19 protein-coding genes and 1 riboswitch are annotated in these 17,556 nt (G+C 71.7%); of the genes, 7 read left to right on the top strand and 12 right to left on the bottom strand.

The window, feature by feature from the left end:
• The 5 genes from CQZ88_RS12780 to CQZ88_RS12760 all read right to left on the bottom strand — a co-directional run.
• Positions 1–1,149 (bottom strand): primosomal protein (locus tag CQZ88_RS12780; protein WP_258008576.1); only part of this gene is annotated, 1,149 nt, incomplete at its 3' end.
• A gap of 60 nt (positions 1,150–1,209) precedes the next feature.
• Positions 1,210–1,515, bottom strand: coding sequence for a YbaB/EbfC family nucleoid-associated protein (locus tag CQZ88_RS12775; protein WP_006939673.1), 306 nt, complete (start codon positions 1,513–1,515; stop codon positions 1,210–1,212).
• A 5-nt stretch (positions 1,516–1,520) separates the two neighbouring features.
• The gene (locus tag CQZ88_RS12770) at positions 1,521–1,853 is read right to left on the bottom strand and encodes a hypothetical protein (RefSeq protein WP_006939671.1); all 333 of its coding nucleotides are present in this window, start codon (positions 1,851–1,853) and stop codon (positions 1,521–1,523) included.
• Positions 1,854–1,892: 39 nt separating this feature from the next.
• Entirely contained in the window at positions 1,893–2,876 is a 984-nt protein-coding gene (locus CQZ88_RS12765; protein WP_006939668.1) for a C40 family peptidase, read from the bottom strand.
• Positions 2,873–3,217, bottom strand: coding sequence for a hypothetical protein (locus CQZ88_RS12760; protein WP_006939661.1), 345 nt, complete (start codon positions 3,215–3,217; stop codon positions 2,873–2,875). Before CQZ88_RS12760 ends, CQZ88_RS12765 begins: the two co-directional genes overlap by 4 nt.
• A 171-nt stretch (positions 3,218–3,388) precedes the next feature.
• Positions 3,389–3,456, top strand: a riboswitch (guanidine-III (ykkC-III) riboswitch).
• 10 nt (positions 3,457–3,466) lie between these two features.
• Here CQZ88_RS12760 and CQZ88_RS12755 point away from each other — a divergent pair.
• Complete coding sequence (locus CQZ88_RS12755; protein WP_006939659.1) at positions 3,467–3,781, top strand: multidrug efflux SMR transporter; 315 nt, start codon at positions 3,467–3,469, stop codon at positions 3,779–3,781.
• Positions 3,782–3,883: 102 nt separating this feature from the next.
• On the opposite strand, the gene CQZ88_RS12750 is transcribed toward CQZ88_RS12755, so the two are convergent.
• Genes CQZ88_RS12750 through CQZ88_RS12730 form a run of 5 tightly spaced genes read right to left on the bottom strand, consistent with a single transcriptional unit; the run spans position 3,884 to position 9,064 of the window.
• Positions 3,884–5,440, bottom strand: a complete 1,557-nt coding sequence (locus tag CQZ88_RS12750) for an MFS transporter (protein WP_044476116.1) — start codon at positions 5,438–5,440, stop codon at positions 3,884–3,886.
• Positions 5,441–5,455: 15 nt separating this feature from the next.
• Complete coding sequence (locus CQZ88_RS12745; protein ID WP_006939655.1) at positions 5,456–6,433, bottom strand: glycine betaine ABC transporter substrate-binding protein; 978 nt, start codon at positions 6,431–6,433, stop codon at positions 5,456–5,458.
• Positions 6,430–7,236, bottom strand: coding sequence for an ABC transporter permease (locus CQZ88_RS12740; protein WP_102799829.1), 807 nt, complete (start codon positions 7,234–7,236; stop codon positions 6,430–6,432). The genes CQZ88_RS12745 and CQZ88_RS12740 overlap by 4 nt, the downstream gene beginning before the upstream one ends.
• On the bottom strand, positions 7,233–8,423 hold the full coding sequence (locus CQZ88_RS12735) for an ABC transporter ATP-binding protein (RefSeq protein ID WP_006939653.1): 1,191 nt from the start codon (positions 8,421–8,423) through the stop codon (positions 7,233–7,235). The genes CQZ88_RS12740 and CQZ88_RS12735 overlap by 4 nt, the downstream gene beginning before the upstream one ends.
• The gene (locus CQZ88_RS12730; RefSeq protein ID WP_029544703.1) at positions 8,420–9,064 is read right to left on the bottom strand and encodes an ABC transporter permease; all 645 of its coding nucleotides are present in this window, start codon (positions 9,062–9,064) and stop codon (positions 8,420–8,422) included. Before CQZ88_RS12730 ends, CQZ88_RS12735 begins: the two co-directional genes overlap by 4 nt.
• A 188-nt stretch (positions 9,065–9,252) precedes the next feature.
• Between CQZ88_RS12730 and upp the strand changes: the two genes are divergently transcribed.
• Together upp and CQZ88_RS12720 are read left to right on the top strand one after the other, a co-directional pair.
• A complete protein-coding gene (gene upp, locus CQZ88_RS12725; protein ID WP_044476123.1) occupies positions 9,253–9,876 on the top strand; it encodes a uracil phosphoribosyltransferase in 624 nt (207 codons plus the stop codon).
• 379 nt (positions 9,877–10,255) lie between these two features.
• Entirely contained in the window at positions 10,256–10,951 is a 696-nt protein-coding gene (locus CQZ88_RS12720; protein ID WP_006939646.1) for an MspA family porin, read from the top strand.
• A 68-nt stretch (positions 10,952–11,019) separates the two neighbouring features.
• Here CQZ88_RS12720 and CQZ88_RS12715 read toward each other — a convergent pair whose 3' ends face one another.
• Together CQZ88_RS12715 and CQZ88_RS12710 are read right to left on the bottom strand one after the other, a co-directional pair.
• Positions 11,020–12,495, bottom strand: a complete 1,476-nt coding sequence (locus tag CQZ88_RS12715) for a phospho-sugar mutase (protein WP_006939645.1) — start codon at positions 12,493–12,495, stop codon at positions 11,020–11,022.
• On the bottom strand, positions 12,492–13,304 hold the full coding sequence (locus tag CQZ88_RS12710) for a purine-nucleoside phosphorylase (protein ID WP_006939640.1): 813 nt from the start codon (positions 13,302–13,304) through the stop codon (positions 12,492–12,494). Before CQZ88_RS12710 ends, CQZ88_RS12715 begins: the two co-directional genes overlap by 4 nt.
• 65 nt (positions 13,305–13,369) lie before the next feature.
• On the opposite strand from CQZ88_RS12710, the gene CQZ88_RS12705 reads away from it, so the two are divergent.
• The 4 genes from CQZ88_RS12705 to CQZ88_RS12690 are packed head-to-tail and all read left to right on the top strand — an operon-like array spanning position 13,370 to position 17,509.
• Positions 13,370–14,068: an enoyl-CoA hydratase/isomerase family protein gene (locus tag CQZ88_RS12705; protein ID WP_006939639.1), complete on the top strand. Its 699-nt coding sequence runs from the start codon at positions 13,370–13,372 to the stop codon at positions 14,066–14,068.
• 34 nt (positions 14,069–14,102) lie between these two features.
• Positions 14,103–15,263 carry a M20 family metallopeptidase gene (locus tag CQZ88_RS12700; RefSeq protein WP_006939638.1) on the top strand — a complete coding sequence of 387 codons (1,161 nt, stop codon included), beginning with the start codon at positions 14,103–14,105 and terminating at the stop codon, positions 15,261–15,263.
• Positions 15,260–16,414 carry a M20 family metallopeptidase gene (locus CQZ88_RS12695; protein WP_006939637.1) on the top strand — a complete coding sequence of 385 codons (1,155 nt, stop codon included), beginning with the start codon at positions 15,260–15,262 and terminating at the stop codon, positions 16,412–16,414. The genes CQZ88_RS12700 and CQZ88_RS12695 overlap by 4 nt, the downstream gene beginning before the upstream one ends.
• 54 nt (positions 16,415–16,468) lie before the next feature.
• On the top strand, positions 16,469–17,509 hold the full coding sequence (locus CQZ88_RS12690; protein WP_006939636.1) for an iron ABC transporter substrate-binding protein: 1,041 nt from the start codon (positions 16,469–16,471) through the stop codon (positions 17,507–17,509).
• Positions 17,510–17,556: the final 47 nt, after the last annotated feature.

Below are 17,556 nucleotides of genomic sequence, written 5' to 3'. Positions count from 1 at the left end.
GAGCCGCGTCGGATCCGGCTCGAGCACGTAGTTGACGAACCAGCCCAGCTCCGTCGACCCGGCCAGCGCGGCGTCGGTGCTGTCGTCCTCGGCGTAGTTCGCGGCGTCGGTGAACAGTTCGACCGCCAGATCCAACTGATCGGCGTCCACCGCCTCCGTACCGTGCTCGATGTCGTCCGCGATCCCGGGCAGCACGTACACGTTCTCGTCCGTCACCTCGACCTCGAGGGAACCGTCCGTCGCCGCGTGCCGGATGTCGTCGTAGGTGCTGAGCGCCGCCAGATCGTGGTCGTGGTGGTCGGCCAGGTAGCGCGCCAGCGCCCGCTCCGTGGGGAACACGAGGATCGTCCCGTCGCGGCCGAGGAACAGCGCGTCGTCGTCGAGGTAGCAGCGCAGGGTGAACCACGTGCCGTCGGAGGCGATGATCTTGACCGGGTCGATTCCGACCGCCGTCCAGAAGCTCGTGTCCTCGTTCTCGTCCCCGTCGACGAACTCGTATTCCTCGTCCTCCGCCTCCTCGGCGGCGTCCTCGGCCTCGACGATGTTCTCCTCGGCCGCGACGAGTTCCGCCTCGGCCTCGGCGACGAGCCCGGCGTCGACCTCGGGGGACGTCACGACGGCGTCGAGCGCGTCGATCACCCCGTCCCAGTCCTCGGCGACGGCGGAGCCGACCCGGTTCCACAGCTCCCCGCCCTCGCGGCCCTCGAACGCCGCGACACCGTGGCTCAGCAGCGCCTCGATCTCCGCCCGTTCGAAGAACTTCGTCACCGACTCGAGCTCGCACACGTCGCCGAGGACGGAGACGATGTCGAACGTGTTCTGCAATTCGGCGACGGACTCCGGGTCCGCGTCGTCCGCCACCAGTTCCGGCACGCCGATCAGGTCGTACGAATGGCTCTCGTCCGGCTCGAACTCCTCCGCGGAGAGTTTCGCGACCACCGGCCAGGCCGGATGCTCGACGAGGTCGTTGTCGGCGCCGGAGCGGACGAACGCGACGAGCTCGGCCACCGCACCGAACGCGTACAGATCGTCACCGTGGCCGAGGAACGCCTCCCATTCGTCGTCGCCCTCGCGCCACCGCGGCGCCCAGAGGGTCACGACGTCGCCGTCGGTGAGACCGAGCTCGATCGGGACGATGTCTCCAGCCATGGTCGCCAAGCCTAGCCATGTCCCGGCCGAAGACATAGCTGGGCGCCGATGAGACGACCGTCACCCGAGTGCACCGCGGAGTTCCCCGAGCAGACGAGCTCGTTCGGCGGCGGCGGCCCGTGCCGCCTCGTGCGTCGTGGCCAGGATCGATGCCGCCACGTCGCGCGCGTGGAGCCCGCTCAGCGCCTCGTCGAGCCACAGCCGGGTCAGGGCGCCGTTGCCGTCCACCTCGGCCCGCACGAGGCCGTCCGGGCTCGTCGCGGCGCCCGACACCACGCCGAGTGCGGCCACACAGTCCTGCAGGGCCCCGAGCCGCGTGCGCACACCGTCCACGATCTCCGTGATCCGCTGATCGCTCGCCGACATCGCGCTCACCACCCGGTCGCCGACGGAGAGCCGGCCGTCCGCGCGTCGTCGCGGCGTGCGCGCTGCACGTCGTCGTGGGTGGGCAGTCCCAGCCGGTTCAGCAGTCCCTCCGGCATTCCCCTGCCCGCCAGCTCCTCTCGGTGCAGCGCGGCGGCCTCGAGTGTCGCGCGACGGCACAGCGACACGATCTGTTCGGCCAGTTGTGCTGCCCCGTAACGTAGTTCGCTCTTATCGATGTGCAGGTCGACGGGCAGGCCCTGTTCGGTGGTGCGCACCGAGACGGTGCCGGACCGGTTCCGGGCGGTCGCCGTCGTGATGGTCGTCTCCGCGGTGTCCATACCCGGTTGGACGCGACGCCGCGCCCCTCGGTTCCCGGCCTAGCCGGTGGGGCCGGTGGGACGGAAGAAGCCCTGGAACCCCATCCCGCTGTTCGTGGTCCGGATCGGCGACAGCTGCACCGGGTCGCCGGCCTCGACCATGAGGCCGTTTCCGACGATCATCGCGACGTGCCCGTCCCACACCGCGAGGTCGCCGGGCTGCACCGCGCTCGCCTCGACGGGGGTGCCGACGTCCTGCTCCTGCGCAAGGCGCGGAATCTGCACCCCGGCCTGCCCGTACGCCCACTGGGTCAGGCCGCTGCAGTCGAGGCCCTGCCCCGGTGCGGTGCCACCCCACACGTAGGGCGTGCCCTGCTGGGAGAGCGCGTGACGCACCGCCTCGGCCGCCGCCCGATTGGGTGCCACGGCAACGCTGCCGTCGGGCAGCCGCACCTCGGTGCCGTTGCCGCCGAAGGCCCGCAGCTCGCCGGCCGGTGAGGCGGCCGGATCGCCGGCCGTCGGTGCTGCCGGTGCGGGCTCCGAGGGCATCAGCTCCGCCATCCTGGTCGTCTGCTCGGCGAGCGACGAGGTGACCCGGGTGAGCACGTCGAGCCCGGCCGCGATGTGCTCGATCGCCGCGACCAGCAACATCATCTGCCCCTGCGGTAGCGCCGCCAGGGGAGCGGAGCGCTCGGCCAGCGTCGTGAACGATTCGATCAGCCGGGCGATTTCGGCTGCACCGGTCAGGACGGTCGTGGTCGCGTCCGCCGCGACGTCGGCGATGGCCGTCCCGCGGTCGGCGGCGGCGACGAGGTCGGCGAGCGCCCGCTCGCCGCTGCGCACGGCCGTCTCCGCCGCGGCCCCCGCCCAGTCCCACGCGAGTTCGCCCAGCGCAGCCCGGCCCACCGAGTGCACGCCGTCGACCAGTTCGGCGCACGACCGCAGCACGGCGGCCGGGTCGGTGCCGACCGCTCCGGCGCCGAACGCCGACAACAGCTCGGCCAGGGGAGCGGTGAGCAGATCCGCCCCCGGCGCCGCGGTCACCGCGGGGCCCCGTCGGCGTTCAGCCGTGCCGCCTGGGCGGCGACGACGCGTTCGTAGGCGGCCGCGGTGGCACCCGCGATGGCGCCCATGGCGTCGAAGGTGTCACCGAGACGGGTCAGTTCCGCTCCGTGGCCGCGGTGGGTGGCCGCGAACGCGGCGAGGAACTCGGCGCCGACCGGGCCGAACACCGTCCCGAGCGGTGCCGGATCGGCCGCGCGTGCGTCGGCGGCGGCGTCGTGCAGCCGCTCGCCCAGGGCCGCGGCGGTGTGCCCGAACGCCGCGATCGTCCCGGGCCGGGCGCGTACCACCTCGTGGTTGCCGTTGCCGGTGCCTGCGTCCATTCGGCCTGCTCCCCTCCGTGGAAACGGATCGTCCTTCCACCGCTTGGACGCAGCGGGCGGCGGCCCGGTTCCCTGCGGCCCCGCGGTACGGACGCCACGGGCGAGCGCGTCCCGCTGTCCCGCCACGCAGAGGGCGAATTTGTTCCCCGTCACGGGGTGTGGGACCGTGGACGCGAGCCTGCCTCACCGGGCTCCCGGACGAGGGGCGCCGTACCCGGTGTGCGACAAGACGGCCCGTCGGAGGCTGTGATGTCGTGGTTGGTTCTGGTGGTGTCCGGGGTGCTGGAGGCGGTGTGGGCCACCGCGTTGGATCGGTCCAGGGGACTCAGCCGGCTCGGCCCGTCGGTGGTGTTCGTCGCGGCGTTGGTCGCGAGCATGGCGGGACTGGCGTATGCCATGCGCCGGCTGCCGGTGGGGACGTCCTACGCGGTGTGGGTGGGGATCGGTGCGGTGCTCACCGTGGCGTTCGCGATGGCCACGGGCGAGGAGGCGGTGTCGGCGTCGAAAGTCGTGTTCCTGGGCATGATCGTCGGGGGCGTGATCGGGCTGAAGCTGGTGCACTGAACCCGTTCCGGAGGGACACCGCAACCGTCGGGGCCGGCCGCGAGGAGCACCGGCCCCGGAACCGGGCGCACGAATCCGCGCACGGCAGTGGCGGATCGGCCGTCACGGCGTGCGCGCGCCGGCGCCGTCGGGTCGTCGCGGCATGAGGAAGAAGACCAGCACCGCGACGACGAGCGGCAGCGCCGAGACGATCAGCATGGTGGTCGCGACGCCCTCGGTGAAGTCGACGCCGAGGGTCAGCCCGTGGGCGAGCTGCACCAGGTTGGGGTCGTACCCGGTGGGGCCGCCGCTGTGGGACATCGTCATCGTGACGGCGTGCTCGGCCTGCTCCGCCTCCTGGACCGAGATGCCGCGAGTTTCGGCGTCCTCGAGCACTTCTCGCCGGTAGAACGCGTCGAGCAGCAGGATGTAGACGGTCGGGCCGAGGGCGTAGCCCATCATTCCGAACGCCGGCTGGACGGCGGCGATCGACCCGGTGTTGCCGGTCTCGGCCTGCGAGAGGATCGTGTCGGCGGTCGCGGTTCCGGCCACGAATCCGCCCAGATTGCTGGTCCACGTCGCCACGACGAGCGCCGCGACCGTCATCGTCGGGGCGACCGTCGCCGCCGTCACGAGGCCGCTCAGCACGATGACCAACAGTCCGGTCACCAGCACCGGGCGCGCGGTGTGCGCGGCGATCATCCGGCCGGCCAGCACGCTCGCCGCGGCGATCACGAGCGTGCCGGGAAGGTACAGCAGTCCGACGGCCTGCGAGGACATGCCCAGCACGTAGTCGCCGAGCTGGCCGAGCACGGTTCCCAGACCGGCCGCGAGCAGGTTCACGGTCAGGACCGCGAGCACCGCGAGGACGAAGGCGCGGCGCCCGAACAGCGACAGGTTCAGGGCCGGCTCCGGCGTCCTGCGTTCGTGCCACACGAACGTCGCGGCGGCGGCGACGCTGACGCTCAGAGGCACCCAGGCGCGCGGTTCGGTGAGCCCGTCGGGCACCGCTCCGATCCCCGCCACCAGGCCGAGCAGCGCCACCCCGAACAGACTCACACCGAGGACGTCGACTCCGCCCGCGGCCCGGCGCGGTGGTTCGTCGACGAACCGGACGATCAGTGTCAGCGCGATCAGCGCGAGCGGCGGGGTGACGAGGAACAGCGATCGCCAGCCGAACGTCTCCACGACCCACCCGCCGACCGCCGGAGTGATGCCGTACAGGACCGTGTCGACGGCCATGAGGACGCCGAGAGCCGTCGACCGCAGTTCGGCCGGGACGGAGGCGGTGACGAGCGCCAGCGACAGTCCCAGCAGCGCGGTCAGCGCCAGGCCGTCCAGGAAGCGCATCAGCAGCAGCACCGGATAGTTCGGCGCCAGCGACGACAGCAACCCGACGGCGATGTTGGCGACGAGGGCCCACACGAGCATGCGCGCGAGCCCGAACCGGTCGCCGAGAGTCCCGACCGCGAGGACGGATGCGGCCACCATGAGGGTGGAGGCGGCGGCGAGCATCCCGATCCGGTCGGCGGGAACGTCGAGACCGCGGCCCACGGTGGACAGATTGAGGGTCAGCATCAGCGGGTCGACGGCCGCGATCGCGTAGGCGATCGCGGGACCGAGAACGGTCAGGAGGATCCGGCCGGTGAGGCGCGGCGCGGCCTCGGCGCGTTCGGCCATCACGCACACCCCGTCCTACTCGATGAAGCCCTTCTCCACGAGCCAGTCGTAGGCCACCTCGGCCGGCTCCCGGCCGTCGACGTCGATCTGCCCGTTCAGCTCGATGAGGGTCTCGTCGGTCAGCTCCCGGGTGACGGGTGCGAACAGGTCGGCGATCTGCGGATTCTCGGTGAGGGTCTCCTCGCGGACGACGACGGCCACGTTGTAGATGGGGAAGAACGTGCGGTCGTCCTCGAGCACCGCGAGATCGAGCGCCTCGATCCGTCCGTCCGTGGTGAACACCTCCCCGAAGTTGCATTCGCCCCGGGCCGTCGCCTCGTAGATCGCCCCGGTGTCCAGGGTCTTGATGTTCTCCCGCGGGACCCCGGAGCCGAGGGGAATCCCGTACGTCTCGAGCATCGGCTGCAGGCCGTCGTTGCGGTTGGCGAATTCGGATTCCACGCAGAAGGTGCGTTCGGCGACCGGGATGTTCGCGATGTCGGAGAGGGAGTCCACGCCGAGGCGCTGGGCGTTGCGGCTGGTGGCCGCGAAGCCGTAGGTGTTGTTCATGGGGGCGGGCGGCAGCCACGCCAGATCGTTCTCGCGCAGGTCCTCGTCGCGCACGGCCTGGTACTGGGCCTGCTCGTCCGGGATGGCCTCCTCGTGTCCGAGGTAGGCGATCCAGGCCGTTCCGGTGTACTCCCACTGGAGGTCGACCTGTCCCTCGAGCTGCGCCTGGCGGGAACTGGCGCTGCCGGGGATGTTGGTCAGATCCGTGACGTCCGCACCGGCCGAGCGCAGGAGGATCACCGCCATCTTCCCGAGCAGGACTCCTTCCGAGAAGTTCTTCGACCCGACCGCGACGCTCGCCCCGTCGAGCCGTTGGACGGACTGCAGGGGACCGGCGAGCTCGCCGGTGGGGACGAAGCCGCCGGCGGTTCCGAGTCCGCAGGCGGTCAGGGTCGCCGCGACGAGCAGGGATCCGACGATGCGGGGCAGCAGGATCCGGGTCACCGGCGCAGCCCCTTCGGTTGCACCGTGAGTTCGAGGACCCGGCCCGCCCAGTCGATGAGCAGGGCGAGCAGCGCCACGAGCAGGGCCCCGCTGACGAGCACCGGATACCGGAAGAGGGTGATGCCGGTGACGATGAGGGAACCGAGGCCGCCGGCGTTGATGAACGTGGCCAAGGTGGCGGTGCCCACGAGCAGGACAAGGGCGGTGCGCACGCCGGTCATGATCACCGGTACGGCGAGCGGCAGTTCGACGCGCAGCAGCACCCCGGCGCCGGACATGCCGATTCCGCGGCCGGCCTCGACGAGCGTGGGGTCGATGCCCTCGATCCCGGTGATCGTGTTCCGCAGCGCCGGAAGGACGGCGTACAGGGTCAGGGCGACGACCGCCGTGCCGAATCCGAAGCCGAGCCAGATCGCGAGCAACACGATCAGGCCGATGGCCGGGGCCGCCTGGCCCGCGTTGGCGATCCCCACCGCCACGGGTGCGAGTGCGCGTGACCTCGGCCGGGTCAGGGCGATGCCGAGCGGGACGGCCACCGCCACGACGAGGATCGCCGAGACCACGGTGAGCCCGACGTGTTGCCAGAGCAGGGTCGTGATCGTGGTCCAGTCGAGTTGCCGGGCCTCGATCGAGTCGAGGTCGGCGTTGCCCCGCCACAGTGCCCACGCGGCGAACACCACTGCCACCAGGACGGGGATGACGACGAGCAGCCCCGTGTTCTCACGCCCCGCGCCGGCGTCGCGCGGGCGTGTCCCGGTTCCCGCGGCGCGCGACGGCGCGGCCGGCTCGGCGTCGAGGCTCATATGCGGCTCCCGGTGTCGTCGGCGCCGGGCCCCGCCGAGCGTGGACCGGTGGGGCGGATCCGGTTGGTGACGGACTCGAAGTTCACCAATCCGAGGAATTCGTCGTGCCGGCCGGTCACGATCGCGGCCCCGTGCGCCGAGGTGAGCATCGCGTCGAGCGCATCGTTCAACGTGGCGTGCCGATCGAGCGTGATCATGCCTTGCGGTTCGCCGGCCGGGACGGACTCGGCGCCGTCGAGCTCGTGCACCCACAGCCACGCCACCGGCCGCCGTCGCTGGTCGAGGACCACGACGGTGTCGTCGTCGTTCGCCGCGGCGCGGGAGACAGCTTCGGCGGCGGGGCTTCCCACGGTGGCGGTGGTGCCGTCGACGAGGTCGAGGTCGTCGACCCGGCTGAGGGACAGCTGCTTGAGGGTGGACCCGGCGCCGACGAACTTCTCGACGAACCGGTTCGCCGGTGCCGAGAGGATCACCTCGGGGGTGTCGTACTGGGCGACGTGCGCGCCCTCCTCCATGATCAGGATGCGGTTGCCCAGCTTCACGGCCTCGTCGATGTCGTGGGTGACGCACACGATCGTCTTGCGCAGTTCCTCGTGGATGCGCAGCAGCTCGTCCTGCAGCCGGTGCCGGGTGATCGGATCGACCGCCCCGAACGGCTCGTCCATCAGCACCACGGGCGGGTCGGCGGCCAGGCCCCGCGCGACGCCGACCCGCTGCTGCTGGCCGCCGGAGAGCTCCCGCGGGTACCGGTCGCAGTACTTGCCGGGATCCAGGTTGACCAGTTCGAGCAGCTCCACGACCCGGTCCGCGGTCCGTCGCTTGTCCCAGCCCAGCAGCCGGGGCACGATCGAGATGTTCTGGGCGACCGTCATGTGCGGGAAGAGGCTGCCGCCCTGGATCACGTACCCGATCCGCCGGCGCAGGTCGTCGACGTCCGCGGATCGGACGTCCTCACCCCCGATCAGGATGGTGCCGGAGGTGGGTTCGACGAGCCGGTTGATCATCTTCAGCGACGTGGTCTTGCCGCAACCGGACGGACCGACGAACATCACGATCTCGCCCGCCGGGATGTGCAGGCTCAGTCCGTCGACGGCGGGCCGGGCCTGAGCGGGGAAGGTCTTCACCACGTCGACCAGGTCGATGTCGGTGCCGCTGATGCCCCCGGCGGAATGTGCTGGCGTGTTCATCGGGCTCGGATTCCCTTCGAGACGGTGACCTTGCCGATCGCGAGGAGCAGTGCGTCGAGAGCGAGGGCGAGCACGACCACGCCCACCGTGCCCACGAGCGCGGAATTCAGGGCGTTGGCGCCACCGATCTGGGACAGGCCCGTGAAGATGAACGAGCCCAGGCCGGGGCCGAGGACGTAGGCGGCGATGGCGGCGACCCCCATGGACATCTGGGTGGAGACCCGCACCCCGGCGAGGATGACCGGCCAGGCCAGGGGGAGCCGTACGCGGGTGAGCGTGCCGACCTCGCCCATGCCGAGGCCTCGCGCCGACTCGACGAGCGCCCGGTCGACGCCCTGCAGGCCGACGACCGCATTGCGCAGCACGGGCAGCGCCGCGTAGAACGCCACGGCGATGAACGCCGGGGTGACGCCGATTCCGACGAGCGGGATCAGGATGCCGAGCAGGGCGAACGACGGGATCGTCAGACCGATGGCGCTGAGCGCGTTCGCCACCGGTTCGAGCCGCGGGACGCGCGTGACGATGACCGCGATCACGACGGCGACGATCGTGGCGAGGAGGACGGCCTGCACGACCAGGCTCACGTGCTGGTAGGCGCTGAAGGCGATCTGTGCCTTCCGCTCGTCGACGAATTCCCACATGCGCACCCGTCCCGTCTCCCCGCACGCCCGACTGTCACGATGGCACACCTGCGGCGGGCTTCGGGCCGAGACGGAGAACCGCGACGGGGAACCCGGCAGGCACGGACCGTCGATCGCCGCCCGAGGGCGGGTGGTCCGCGGCCCCACTCGGCGGCAGGCACACGGTGGCCGCGTTCTATCCTTCCGGCATGGATTCGCTCGTCGTCGACCATCCGCTCGCCGCCGCTCTCCTCACGACCCTGCGTGACGAGCGCAGCGACAACGCCGCCTTCCGGTACGCGCTGCGCCGGCTGACCCAGATGCTGATCTACGAGGCGATCCGGGACGCCCCGGTGGAGCGGTTCGAGGTGCGCACGCCCGTCGCGACCACGACCGGTGTGCGCCTGCAGCAGCCCCCGCTGCTGGTGCCGGTGCTGCGCGCGGGACTCGGCATGGTGGAGCAGGCGCACGCGCTGATCCCGCAGGCGCGCGTGGGCTTCGTGGGGTTGGCCCGGGACGAGAAGACGTTCGAGCCGGTGCCGTACCTCGAGTCGCTCCCGGACGACCTGTCCGGCCTGCCGGTCTACGTGCTCGACCCGATGCTCGCCACCGGCGGCTCCATGGTCCACACGATCGAGCTGCTGGTCACGCGCGGAGCAACCGACGTCACCGCGGTGTGCGTGGTCGCGGCCCCGGAGGGGGTGGCGGCGCTCGCCGACTCCGGTCATCCGGTCCGGTTGGTGACCGCGACGATCGACGAGGGACTCAACGAGGACAGGTACATCGTCCCGGGACTCGGGGACGCCGGCGACCGCCAGTTCGGACCTCGCTGAGGCGGCTCGCGGATCCGCTTGCGCCGCACCGGCGATCCGCATCGCCGCCGAGATAGTCCTGTATGTCCTCTTTGTCTTTTGTGTGACAGGATTACAATAGAGTTTCTTTTGGGATCTGGCGCGGGCCCGCTCCGCGGCATTGCGCGCCTCGCCGGCATCCGGCCCGGAACCCGCGAAACCGCAGGACAGGAAGAGGTTCCGGTCGCGGTGCCGGACGTGAGGGGGTCCGGTCCGGAGCGGCGGTGTGTCCGGCCGATTCCGTCTCGTTTCGGCGAAGATGATCAACTCGCCTTCCGGACGGGGCTTCTGTGGTTACGCTCGCCGAGATCGGTTGGTTCGTCCACTGCCCTCGACCGTCCACGAAAATGAGGTCCGCTCGATGATCAACACCTTCTCCGGCAACAGGTTTCGACAGTGCGCCCGGGCCACCGCACTCGGTGCGGCCGCAGTGCTGGGCATGGTGGTGGGGTCCGGCAGTGCCGGAGCCGCTGTCGACAATGCCCGGACGCTGCCCCTCGGCAACAACAACGCCATCGAAGTGCTCCAGGCCGACACGTCGATCCAGTCCTATCCGCCGCTCGACAGCTCGCCCGTCAGCTTCGAGTTCTTCCACGACGAGGTCGTATCGGTCAACATCACCGGGCCGGACGCGGATTCCTTCCAGGACACCAAACTGACCATCGGATACCAGATCGGCTATCCCGTCGCCCTCAACGGTGCCATCGTGCACATCAACACCCCCAGCCTCGACTGGGAGGTTGGCAACGAGTTCGGCATCGGCGTCGAGCTCGCCCCCGAGTTCGCGCTCGGGCTCGACGCGAGCACCGGCGCGACGATCGGCGGTTCGATCATCCCCTCCCAGGAGATCGAGGTCGATCTTGCGCCCGGCGGCATCACCGACGTGGCATTCGTCCAGGACATGGAGTTCGACGGCAGGGCGGCGACCGTCCGGCTCGCGGGAGTCCACGGCTCGGTCTCGGGAGCGCTCGGCCCGGTCACGATCCGCCCGTACGCCAGGGCTGTCACCTCGAACAACGACACCGTCATCACATACGGGGTGCCGCACCGCCTTTGAGAATCGTCGTCGCTCCGGTGCCGGCTGTGACCGCGACACGCGGGCACCGCCGGCACCGACGTGCGTGGTTACCCGTCGCTCAGCGCGGATGCCCACGCGCGCAACGCCCGTAGGCGCGCCGTCGCGCCGCCGCGGTCACCGTCCGGGGCGACCGCCTCGAGATAGCACTTGAGCTTCGGCTCGGTGCCCGAGGGCCGCACCACGACCCGCACCGACGCCCCCTCGAGTACCACCGCGTCCGTGCGCAGCGGGCCGGCCGCCGTCGCGAGGTCGGTGGCCGTGACCGGCTCCCCGGCGAGTTCGGCCGGCAGCGCGGACCGCAGCCGGCTCATGATCGCCCCGATCCGCGCGAGGTCGGTCACCCGGATCGAGACCTGATCGCCGAGATGCAGCCCGAATTCGCGGTACAGAGCGTCGAGAGCGTCGACGAGCGTGCGCCGCCGGGTCTTCAGCTCCGCGGCGTAGTCCGCGACGACGATCGCCGTGGCGATGCCGTCCTTGTCGCGCACCGCATCCGGGTCGACGCAGTGTCCGAGGGCCTCTTCGTACGCGTACACCAGCCCGTCGCCCGCGCGGGCGAGCCACTTGAAGCCCGTGAGGGTCTGCGCGTAGCGGGCGCCCCGCGCGGCGGCGAGCTTGCCGAGCAGGGACGAGGAGACGATCGTCGTCGCCACCAGTGCACCGCGCGGGGCCCCCGCGAGAATCCGGTCGCCCAGCAGCACCCCGGTCTCGTCGCCACGCAGCATCCGCCAGCCGTCGGGCGTGGGGACGCCCACGGCACACCGGTCGGCATCGGGATCGAGGGCGACGGCGATGTCGGCGCCGACCTCGGCAGCGAGCGCGAGCAGGGCGTCGGCGGACCCCGGCTCCTCCGGGTTGGGGAACTCGACGGTGGGAAAGCGCGGGTCGGGCGCGAACTGTGCGTCGACGACGTGCACGTCGCCGAAGCCGGCCGCGCGCAGGGCTGCCACCGCGGTCTCCCCGCCGACGCCGTGCAGCGGCGTCAGCGCGACGCGGAGTTCCCGCGCCGCGGAGCGCGGCAGCGACGCGACGCGCGCGAGATACCGTGCCACCAGTTCGTCCCCCGCGGGTGCGACGGTGACGCGCGGCACCGACGACGCGTCGCCGACGGCGTCGATCGCCGCCTCGATCTCCCGGTCGTCCGGCTCGACCAGTTGTGCGCCGCCGCGGGTGTAGACCTTGTAGCCGTTGTCCGTGGCCGGGTTGTGCGACGCGGTGATCTGCACACCCGCGACCGCGTCGAGCGTCCGCACGGCGTACGCCGTCACCGGGGTCGGGAGCGGGCGCGGCAACGCCACGACGTCGAAACCGGCGGCCGCGAGAACCTCTGTGGCGGCGGCGAAGAACTCGGCCGATCCGGTGCGCGCGTCGCGGCCGACGACCACGGTGCCGCCGCCGGAGCCGCGCGCGTCGAGCCAGCGGGCCAGGCCCGCGGTGGTGCGGACGACCACGTCCTCGTTCATGCAGTCCGGGCCGTCGCCGACGGGGCCGCGCAGCCCGGCGGTGCCGAAGCGCAGGGTCACAGCCGGCCCGCCAGCTCACGCAGCAGGTCGCCCATGCGGGTGGCGGCGGCCCGTCCCGCCGCAAGGACCTCGTGGTGGTCGAGGTGCTCGCCGGTGATCCCCGCCGCGGCGTTGGTGACCAGGGAGATGCCGAGGACCCGGGCGCCGGCGGCACGCGCGGCGATGGTCTCGTGGACGGTGGACATGCCCACCAGGTCCGCGCCGAGGGTGCGCAACATGCGGATCTCGGCGGGGGTCTCGTAGTGCGGGCCGGGCAGGCCGGCGTACACGCCCTCGCCGAGGGTGGGATCGATCTCGCGGGCGAGGGCGCGCAACCTCGGGCAGTAGGCGTCGACGAGGTCGACGAACTGGGCGCCGACGAGCGGCGAGCGTCCGGTGAGGTTGAGGTGGTCCGAGATCAGGACCGGCTGACCGACCGCGTGATCGGGCCGGATGCCGCCGGCGGCGTTGGTGAGCACGACGGTGCGCGCGCCGGCGGCGACGGCGGTGCGCACCGGATGCACGACGCGGCTCAGGTCGTGCCCTTCGTAGGCGTGGGTGCGGCCCGCGAGGAGCAGCACCGGGGTCTCGCCGACCCGCACCGAATGCACGGTGCCCGAATGTCCTTCGGCGGTGGGCGGGGCGAATCCCGGCAGTTCGCTCATCGGAACGTCGGCGACCGCCGTGCCGAAGCGCTCCACCGCGGCGCGCCAGCCGGAGCCGAGCACCACCGCGACGGAGTGCTCGGGCACGCCGGTGCGCTCGGCGAGTGCCGCGGCGGCGCGGGCGGCCTCGGCAGGGGGGTCGGCGATGGCGTCGGGTGCTCCCATGTCGGTCGACCCTAGCGCCAACCGTGTTGTTACTCACCGGTAGGTTCTGGCGCTATCCTCTCCGCATGCCATACCTCGAACGCGACGGCGACGTCTTCGTCCTCCACCTCGGCGACCGCTCCGGCGGCGACACCGAGAACCGCTTCCACCCCGACTGGCTCTCCGCCGTCCACGCGCTGCTCGACGAGGTCGTCGCGCACGACGGCCCCGCGGCGCTCGTCACCGCGGCAACCGGGAAGTTCTGGAGCAACGGCCTCGACACCGACTGGATCTTCGGGAACCTCCCCGGGCTGCCGGGTTACCTCGATTCCGTCCACGAGTTGTACGGGCGGATCCTCACCTTCCCCGCGGCCACCGTCGCGGCGGTGCAGGGCCATGCGTTCGGTGCCGGTGCGATGCTCGCGCTGACCCACGACTTCCGCGTGATGCGGGCCGACCGCGGCTTCTGGTGCCTGCCCGAGGTGTCGCTGAACATGCCGTTCACCGTGGGGATGTCCGCACTGCTGCGCGAGCGGCTGCCGATCCAGGCCGCGGTCGAGGCGACCACGACCGGCCGCCGGTTCGGCGGTGGTGACGCCCTCGCGGCGGGCATCGTCGATCGCGCCGTCGACGGCGACACCGTGCTGGCCGCCGCCGTCGAGCGGGCCGCCGCCCTGACCGGCACCCGGGGCGCCAACCTGGCGGGCATCAAGCGCGGTCTGCACGCGCCGCTGATCGCGGCGCTCGAGACGAAGACGGACGAGTCGAACTTCCGCCTCGGGTGAGGTGCCCTCGTTCCGCCCGTGCCAGACTGAGCGGGTGACGAGCGATGCGGACAGGGCGATCGAGGCTGCGTCGGACGGCCTGATCGCCCTGTCGCATTCGATCCACGCCGAGCCGGAACTGGCCTTCGACGAACACCGCAGCGCCGCGAAGATCGTCGAACTGCTGCGCGGCGGCGGATTCGAGGTCCGCACCGGGATCGCCGATCTGCCCACCGCGTTCGACGCCCGGTTCGGCAGCGGGGAACTCGTCGTCGGCATCTGCGCCGAATACGACGCCCTGCCCGGAATCGGGCACGCGTGCGGGCACAACATCATCGCCGCCGCCGCCGCCGGCGCGGGCCTGGGTCTCGCCGCGGTCGCCGACGCCCTCGGCATCACCGTCCGCGTCATCGGCACGCCCGCCGAGGAGACCGGCGGCGGCAAGGTGCTCATGCTCGAGCGCGGTGTGTTCGCCGACGTCGGCATGGCCCTGATGGTGCACCCGGGCCCGTTCGACATCACCGGGGCGACGTCGCTGGCCCTCGCCGACATCGCCGTCACCTACACCGGTCGCGAGGCGCACGCCTCCGCCGCCCCCGAATACGGCCGCAACGCCGCCGACGCCGCGACCGTCGCGCAGGTCGCCGTCGGCCTGCTGCGTCAGCATCTGCTGCCCGGCCAGCAGATCCACGGCATCGTCAGCGACGGCGGCGCCGCCCCGAACATCGTGCCCGCGCACACCGAACTGCTGTACTACCTGCGGGCGACGACCGCGGACTCCCTCGCCGAACTGTCCGAGCGCGCCGGGAACTGCTTCGCCGCCGGGGCTCTCGCCGCCGGCTGCACGCACGAGATCCGCACCGTGTCGCCGACCTATACCGAACTGACTCCCGACCCGTGGCTGGTCCGGGCTTATCGTGAGGAGATCATCGGTCTCGGGCGCACGCCGCTGCCCGTCGAGGAGGAAGGATCGCGCCCGCTGGGCAGCACGGACATGGGAAACGTGACGAACGTGGTGCCGGGTATCCACCCGGTGATCGGTCTCGACTCGGGTGGGGCGGTGACCCACCAGGCGGCGTTCGCCGCCGCGTGCGTCACCGCCTCGGCGGACCTCGCCGTCCTCGACGGCGCCCGCGCGCTCGCCGCGACGGCGGCCCGGGCGGCCACCGATCCCACGCAGCGTGCACGGCTGCTCGAGAACGTGGCGCGCCGATGAACCCGTACATCGAGAAGTGGCTGGGCGAGCACACCGACGACCTGTCGGCGTGGCGCCGGCACATCCACGCCAATCCCGAACTGGCCCGTCAGGAGTACGCCACCACCGAGTTCGTCGGGAGCACGCTCGCCGCCGCCGGGCTCGAGCCGAAGGTGCTGCCGCGCGGCACGGGCCTGATCTGCGATCTCGGCCCCGAGGGCCCGCGGATCGCCCTGCGTGCCGACATGGACGCGTTGCCCATGCAGGAGCTGACGGGCCTGCCGTTCGCCTCCACCGTGCCGGGCGTGACACACGCCTGCGGGCACGACGCCCACACCACCGTCCTGCTCGGCACGGCGCTGGCGCTGCACTCGGTGCCCGAGCTGCCGGTGGGTGTGCGGCTGATCTTCCAGCCGGCCGAAGAGGTGATGCCCGGCGGCGCGCTCGACGTGGTCGCCGCGGGCGCGCTCGAGGGGGTGGCCCGGATCTTCGCGTTGCACTGCGATCCGCGGCTCGAGGCGGGCCGGGTCGGGGTGCGGGTCGGGGCGATCACCTCGGCCGCCGACACGGTCGAACTGGTCCTCGACTCGCCGGGCGGGCACACCTCCCGCCCGCACCTGACGGGCGATCTGGTGTACGGGCTCGGCACCGTGATCACCGGGCTGCCGGGCATGCTCAGCCGGCGCATCGACCCGCGCACGAGCACGGTGATGGTGTGGGGCGCGGTGACGGCGGGCAAGGCCGCGAATGCGATTCCCCGCACCGGCATGCTGACCGGCACCGTCCGCACCGGCGACCACGAGACCTGGGAGCTGCTCGAGCCGATGGTGCGCGAGATCGTGCACGGTCTGCTCGCGCCGACCGGCCTGAGCTACGAGCTGGACTACCGGCGCGGTGTGCCGCCCGTCGTCAACGACGAGGTGTCGGCCCGGATGGTCGAGGACGCGGTGCGCGCGATCGACCCGGACGCGCTGGCGGACACCCCGCAGTCCGGGGGTGGGGAGGACTTCTCCTGGTACCTCGAGCAGGTTCCGGGGGCGATGGCCCGGCTGGGTGTGTGGCGGGGGACCGGGCCGAAGCTCGACATCCACCAGCCCGACTTCGATCTCGACGAACGGGCCCTGGCCGTCGGCGTACGGGTGATGACGAACCTGGTCCTGGGATCAGGTTAGGCTTGCACAACCTGTACGTTGCCTGTGAGTCGTCGCTCACGCCAGGAGGTCCGGATGCATTTTCGACGCAGAGCTGTCGCCGTACTGTCGGCCGGGGTCGTCGCCGCCGTGTTGGCCGCGTGCGGCAGCGACTCGGGATCGGGTGAGTCCGAGGGCGGTTCCACCGGTGCGCTCACCCTGTACTCCGGGCGCAGCGAGAACCTGGTCGGGCCGCTGATCGACCAGCTCGAGGGCACCCTCGGCTTCGAGGTCGACGTCGTCTACGGCAGCACCCCCGAGATCACCGGAAAGCTGGTCGAGGAGGGCGGCTCCTCGCCGGCCGACGTGGTGTTCACCCAGGACGCCGGTGCGCTCGGCCTGCTGGACCAGGCGGGGCTGCTCGAGACGCTGCCGGCGTCGGTGACCGAGCTGGTTCCCGCCGACTACCGCGCCGCCGACGGCACCTGGGTGGCGACCTCCGCGCGCGCCCGCGTGCTCGTCTACAACGACGAGAAGGTGCAGCCGCAGGATCTGCCCACCGGCATCGACGGCCTGCTGGACCCGAAGTGGAAGGGCCAGATCGGCTTCGCCCCGACCAACGCGTCGTTCCAGGCGTTCGTCACCGGGCTGCGCGTCGCGCGCGGCGAGGACGGGGCCCGCGCCTGGCTCGAGGCCTTCAAGGCCAACGAGCCGGTGGCCTTCGAGGGCAACGGCCCGCTGATGGAGGGTGTGGACACCGGCCAGGTCACCCTCGGCCTGACCAACCACTACTACTGGTACGGCCTCGCGGACGAGCGCGGTGCCGAGAACCTGAACGTGCAGGTCTACTACTTCCAGGCCGGTGATCCGGGCGCGCTGGTGAACATCGCCGGGGCCGGCGTGCTGAAGACCACGGACCAGAAGGAGCAGGCGGAGCAGTTCGTCGCCGCGCTGCTCTCGCCCGAGGCCCAGGCCTACTTCGCCGACGAGACGGCCGAGTACCCGGTCGTCGAGGGCGTCGAGACCAAGGACCAGCTGCGTCCGCTGTCGGAGATCGGCAACTCCGACATCGAACTCGCCGAACTCGCCTCGCTCGAGCAGACCCAGGCGTTGCTGCAGGAGCTGGGATTCATCTGATCCAGCTCGCCGCTCTCCGTCCCACCCGGCGCAGCCGGCCCGTTCTC

The organism is Rhodococcus sp. ENV425 (assembly GCF_002887785.1).
GTDB classification, from domain to species: Bacteria; Actinomycetota; Actinomycetes; order Mycobacteriales; family Mycobacteriaceae; genus Rhodococcus; species Rhodococcus aetherivorans.
This window is presented reverse-complemented; position numbering and strand designations above follow the sequence as displayed.

What these genes read in the sequence shown, in the direction of transcription:
- CQZ88_RS12775 (WP_006939673.1), bottom strand. Translation starts at nt 1,515, where the DNA reads ATGTCGGCGAGCGATCAGCGGATCACGGAGATCGTGGACGGTGTGCGC.
- CQZ88_RS12770 (WP_006939671.1), bottom strand. Translation starts at nt 1,853, where the DNA reads ATGGACACCGCGGAGACGACCATCACGACGGCGACCGCCCGGAACCGG.
- CQZ88_RS12760 (WP_006939661.1), bottom strand. Translation starts at nt 3,217, where the DNA reads ATGGACGCAGGCACCGGCAACGGCAACCACGAGGTGGTACGCGCCCGG.
- CQZ88_RS12755 (WP_006939659.1), top strand. Translation starts at nt 3,467, where the DNA reads ATGTCGTGGTTGGTTCTGGTGGTGTCCGGGGTGCTGGAGGCGGTGTGG.
- CQZ88_RS12750 (WP_044476116.1), bottom strand. Translation starts at nt 5,440, where the DNA reads ATGGCCGAACGCGCCGAGGCCGCGCCGCGCCTCACCGGCCGGATCCTC.
- CQZ88_RS12740 (WP_102799829.1), bottom strand. Translation starts at nt 7,236, where the DNA reads ATGAGCCTCGACGCCGAGCCGGCCGCGCCGTCGCGCGCCGCGGGAACC.
- CQZ88_RS12735 (WP_006939653.1), bottom strand. Translation starts at nt 8,423, where the DNA reads ATGAACACGCCAGCACATTCCGCCGGGGGCATCAGCGGCACCGACATC.
- CQZ88_RS12730 (WP_029544703.1), bottom strand. Translation starts at nt 9,064, where the DNA reads ATGTGGGAATTCGTCGACGAGCGGAAGGCACAGATCGCCTTCAGCGCC.
- upp (WP_044476123.1), top strand. Translation starts at nt 9,253, where the DNA reads ATGGATTCGCTCGTCGTCGACCATCCGCTCGCCGCCGCTCTCCTCACG.
- CQZ88_RS12720 (WP_006939646.1), top strand. Translation starts at nt 10,256, where the DNA reads ATGATCAACACCTTCTCCGGCAACAGGTTTCGACAGTGCGCCCGGGCC.
- CQZ88_RS12710 (WP_006939640.1), bottom strand. Translation starts at nt 13,304, where the DNA reads ATGGGAGCACCCGACGCCATCGCCGACCCCCCTGCCGAGGCCGCCCGC.
- CQZ88_RS12705 (WP_006939639.1), top strand. Translation starts at nt 13,370, where the DNA reads ATGCCATACCTCGAACGCGACGGCGACGTCTTCGTCCTCCACCTCGGC.
- CQZ88_RS12695 (WP_006939637.1), top strand. Translation starts at nt 15,260, where the DNA reads ATGAACCCGTACATCGAGAAGTGGCTGGGCGAGCACACCGACGACCTG.
- CQZ88_RS12690 (WP_006939636.1), top strand. Translation starts at nt 16,469, where the DNA reads ATGCATTTTCGACGCAGAGCTGTCGCCGTACTGTCGGCCGGGGTCGTC.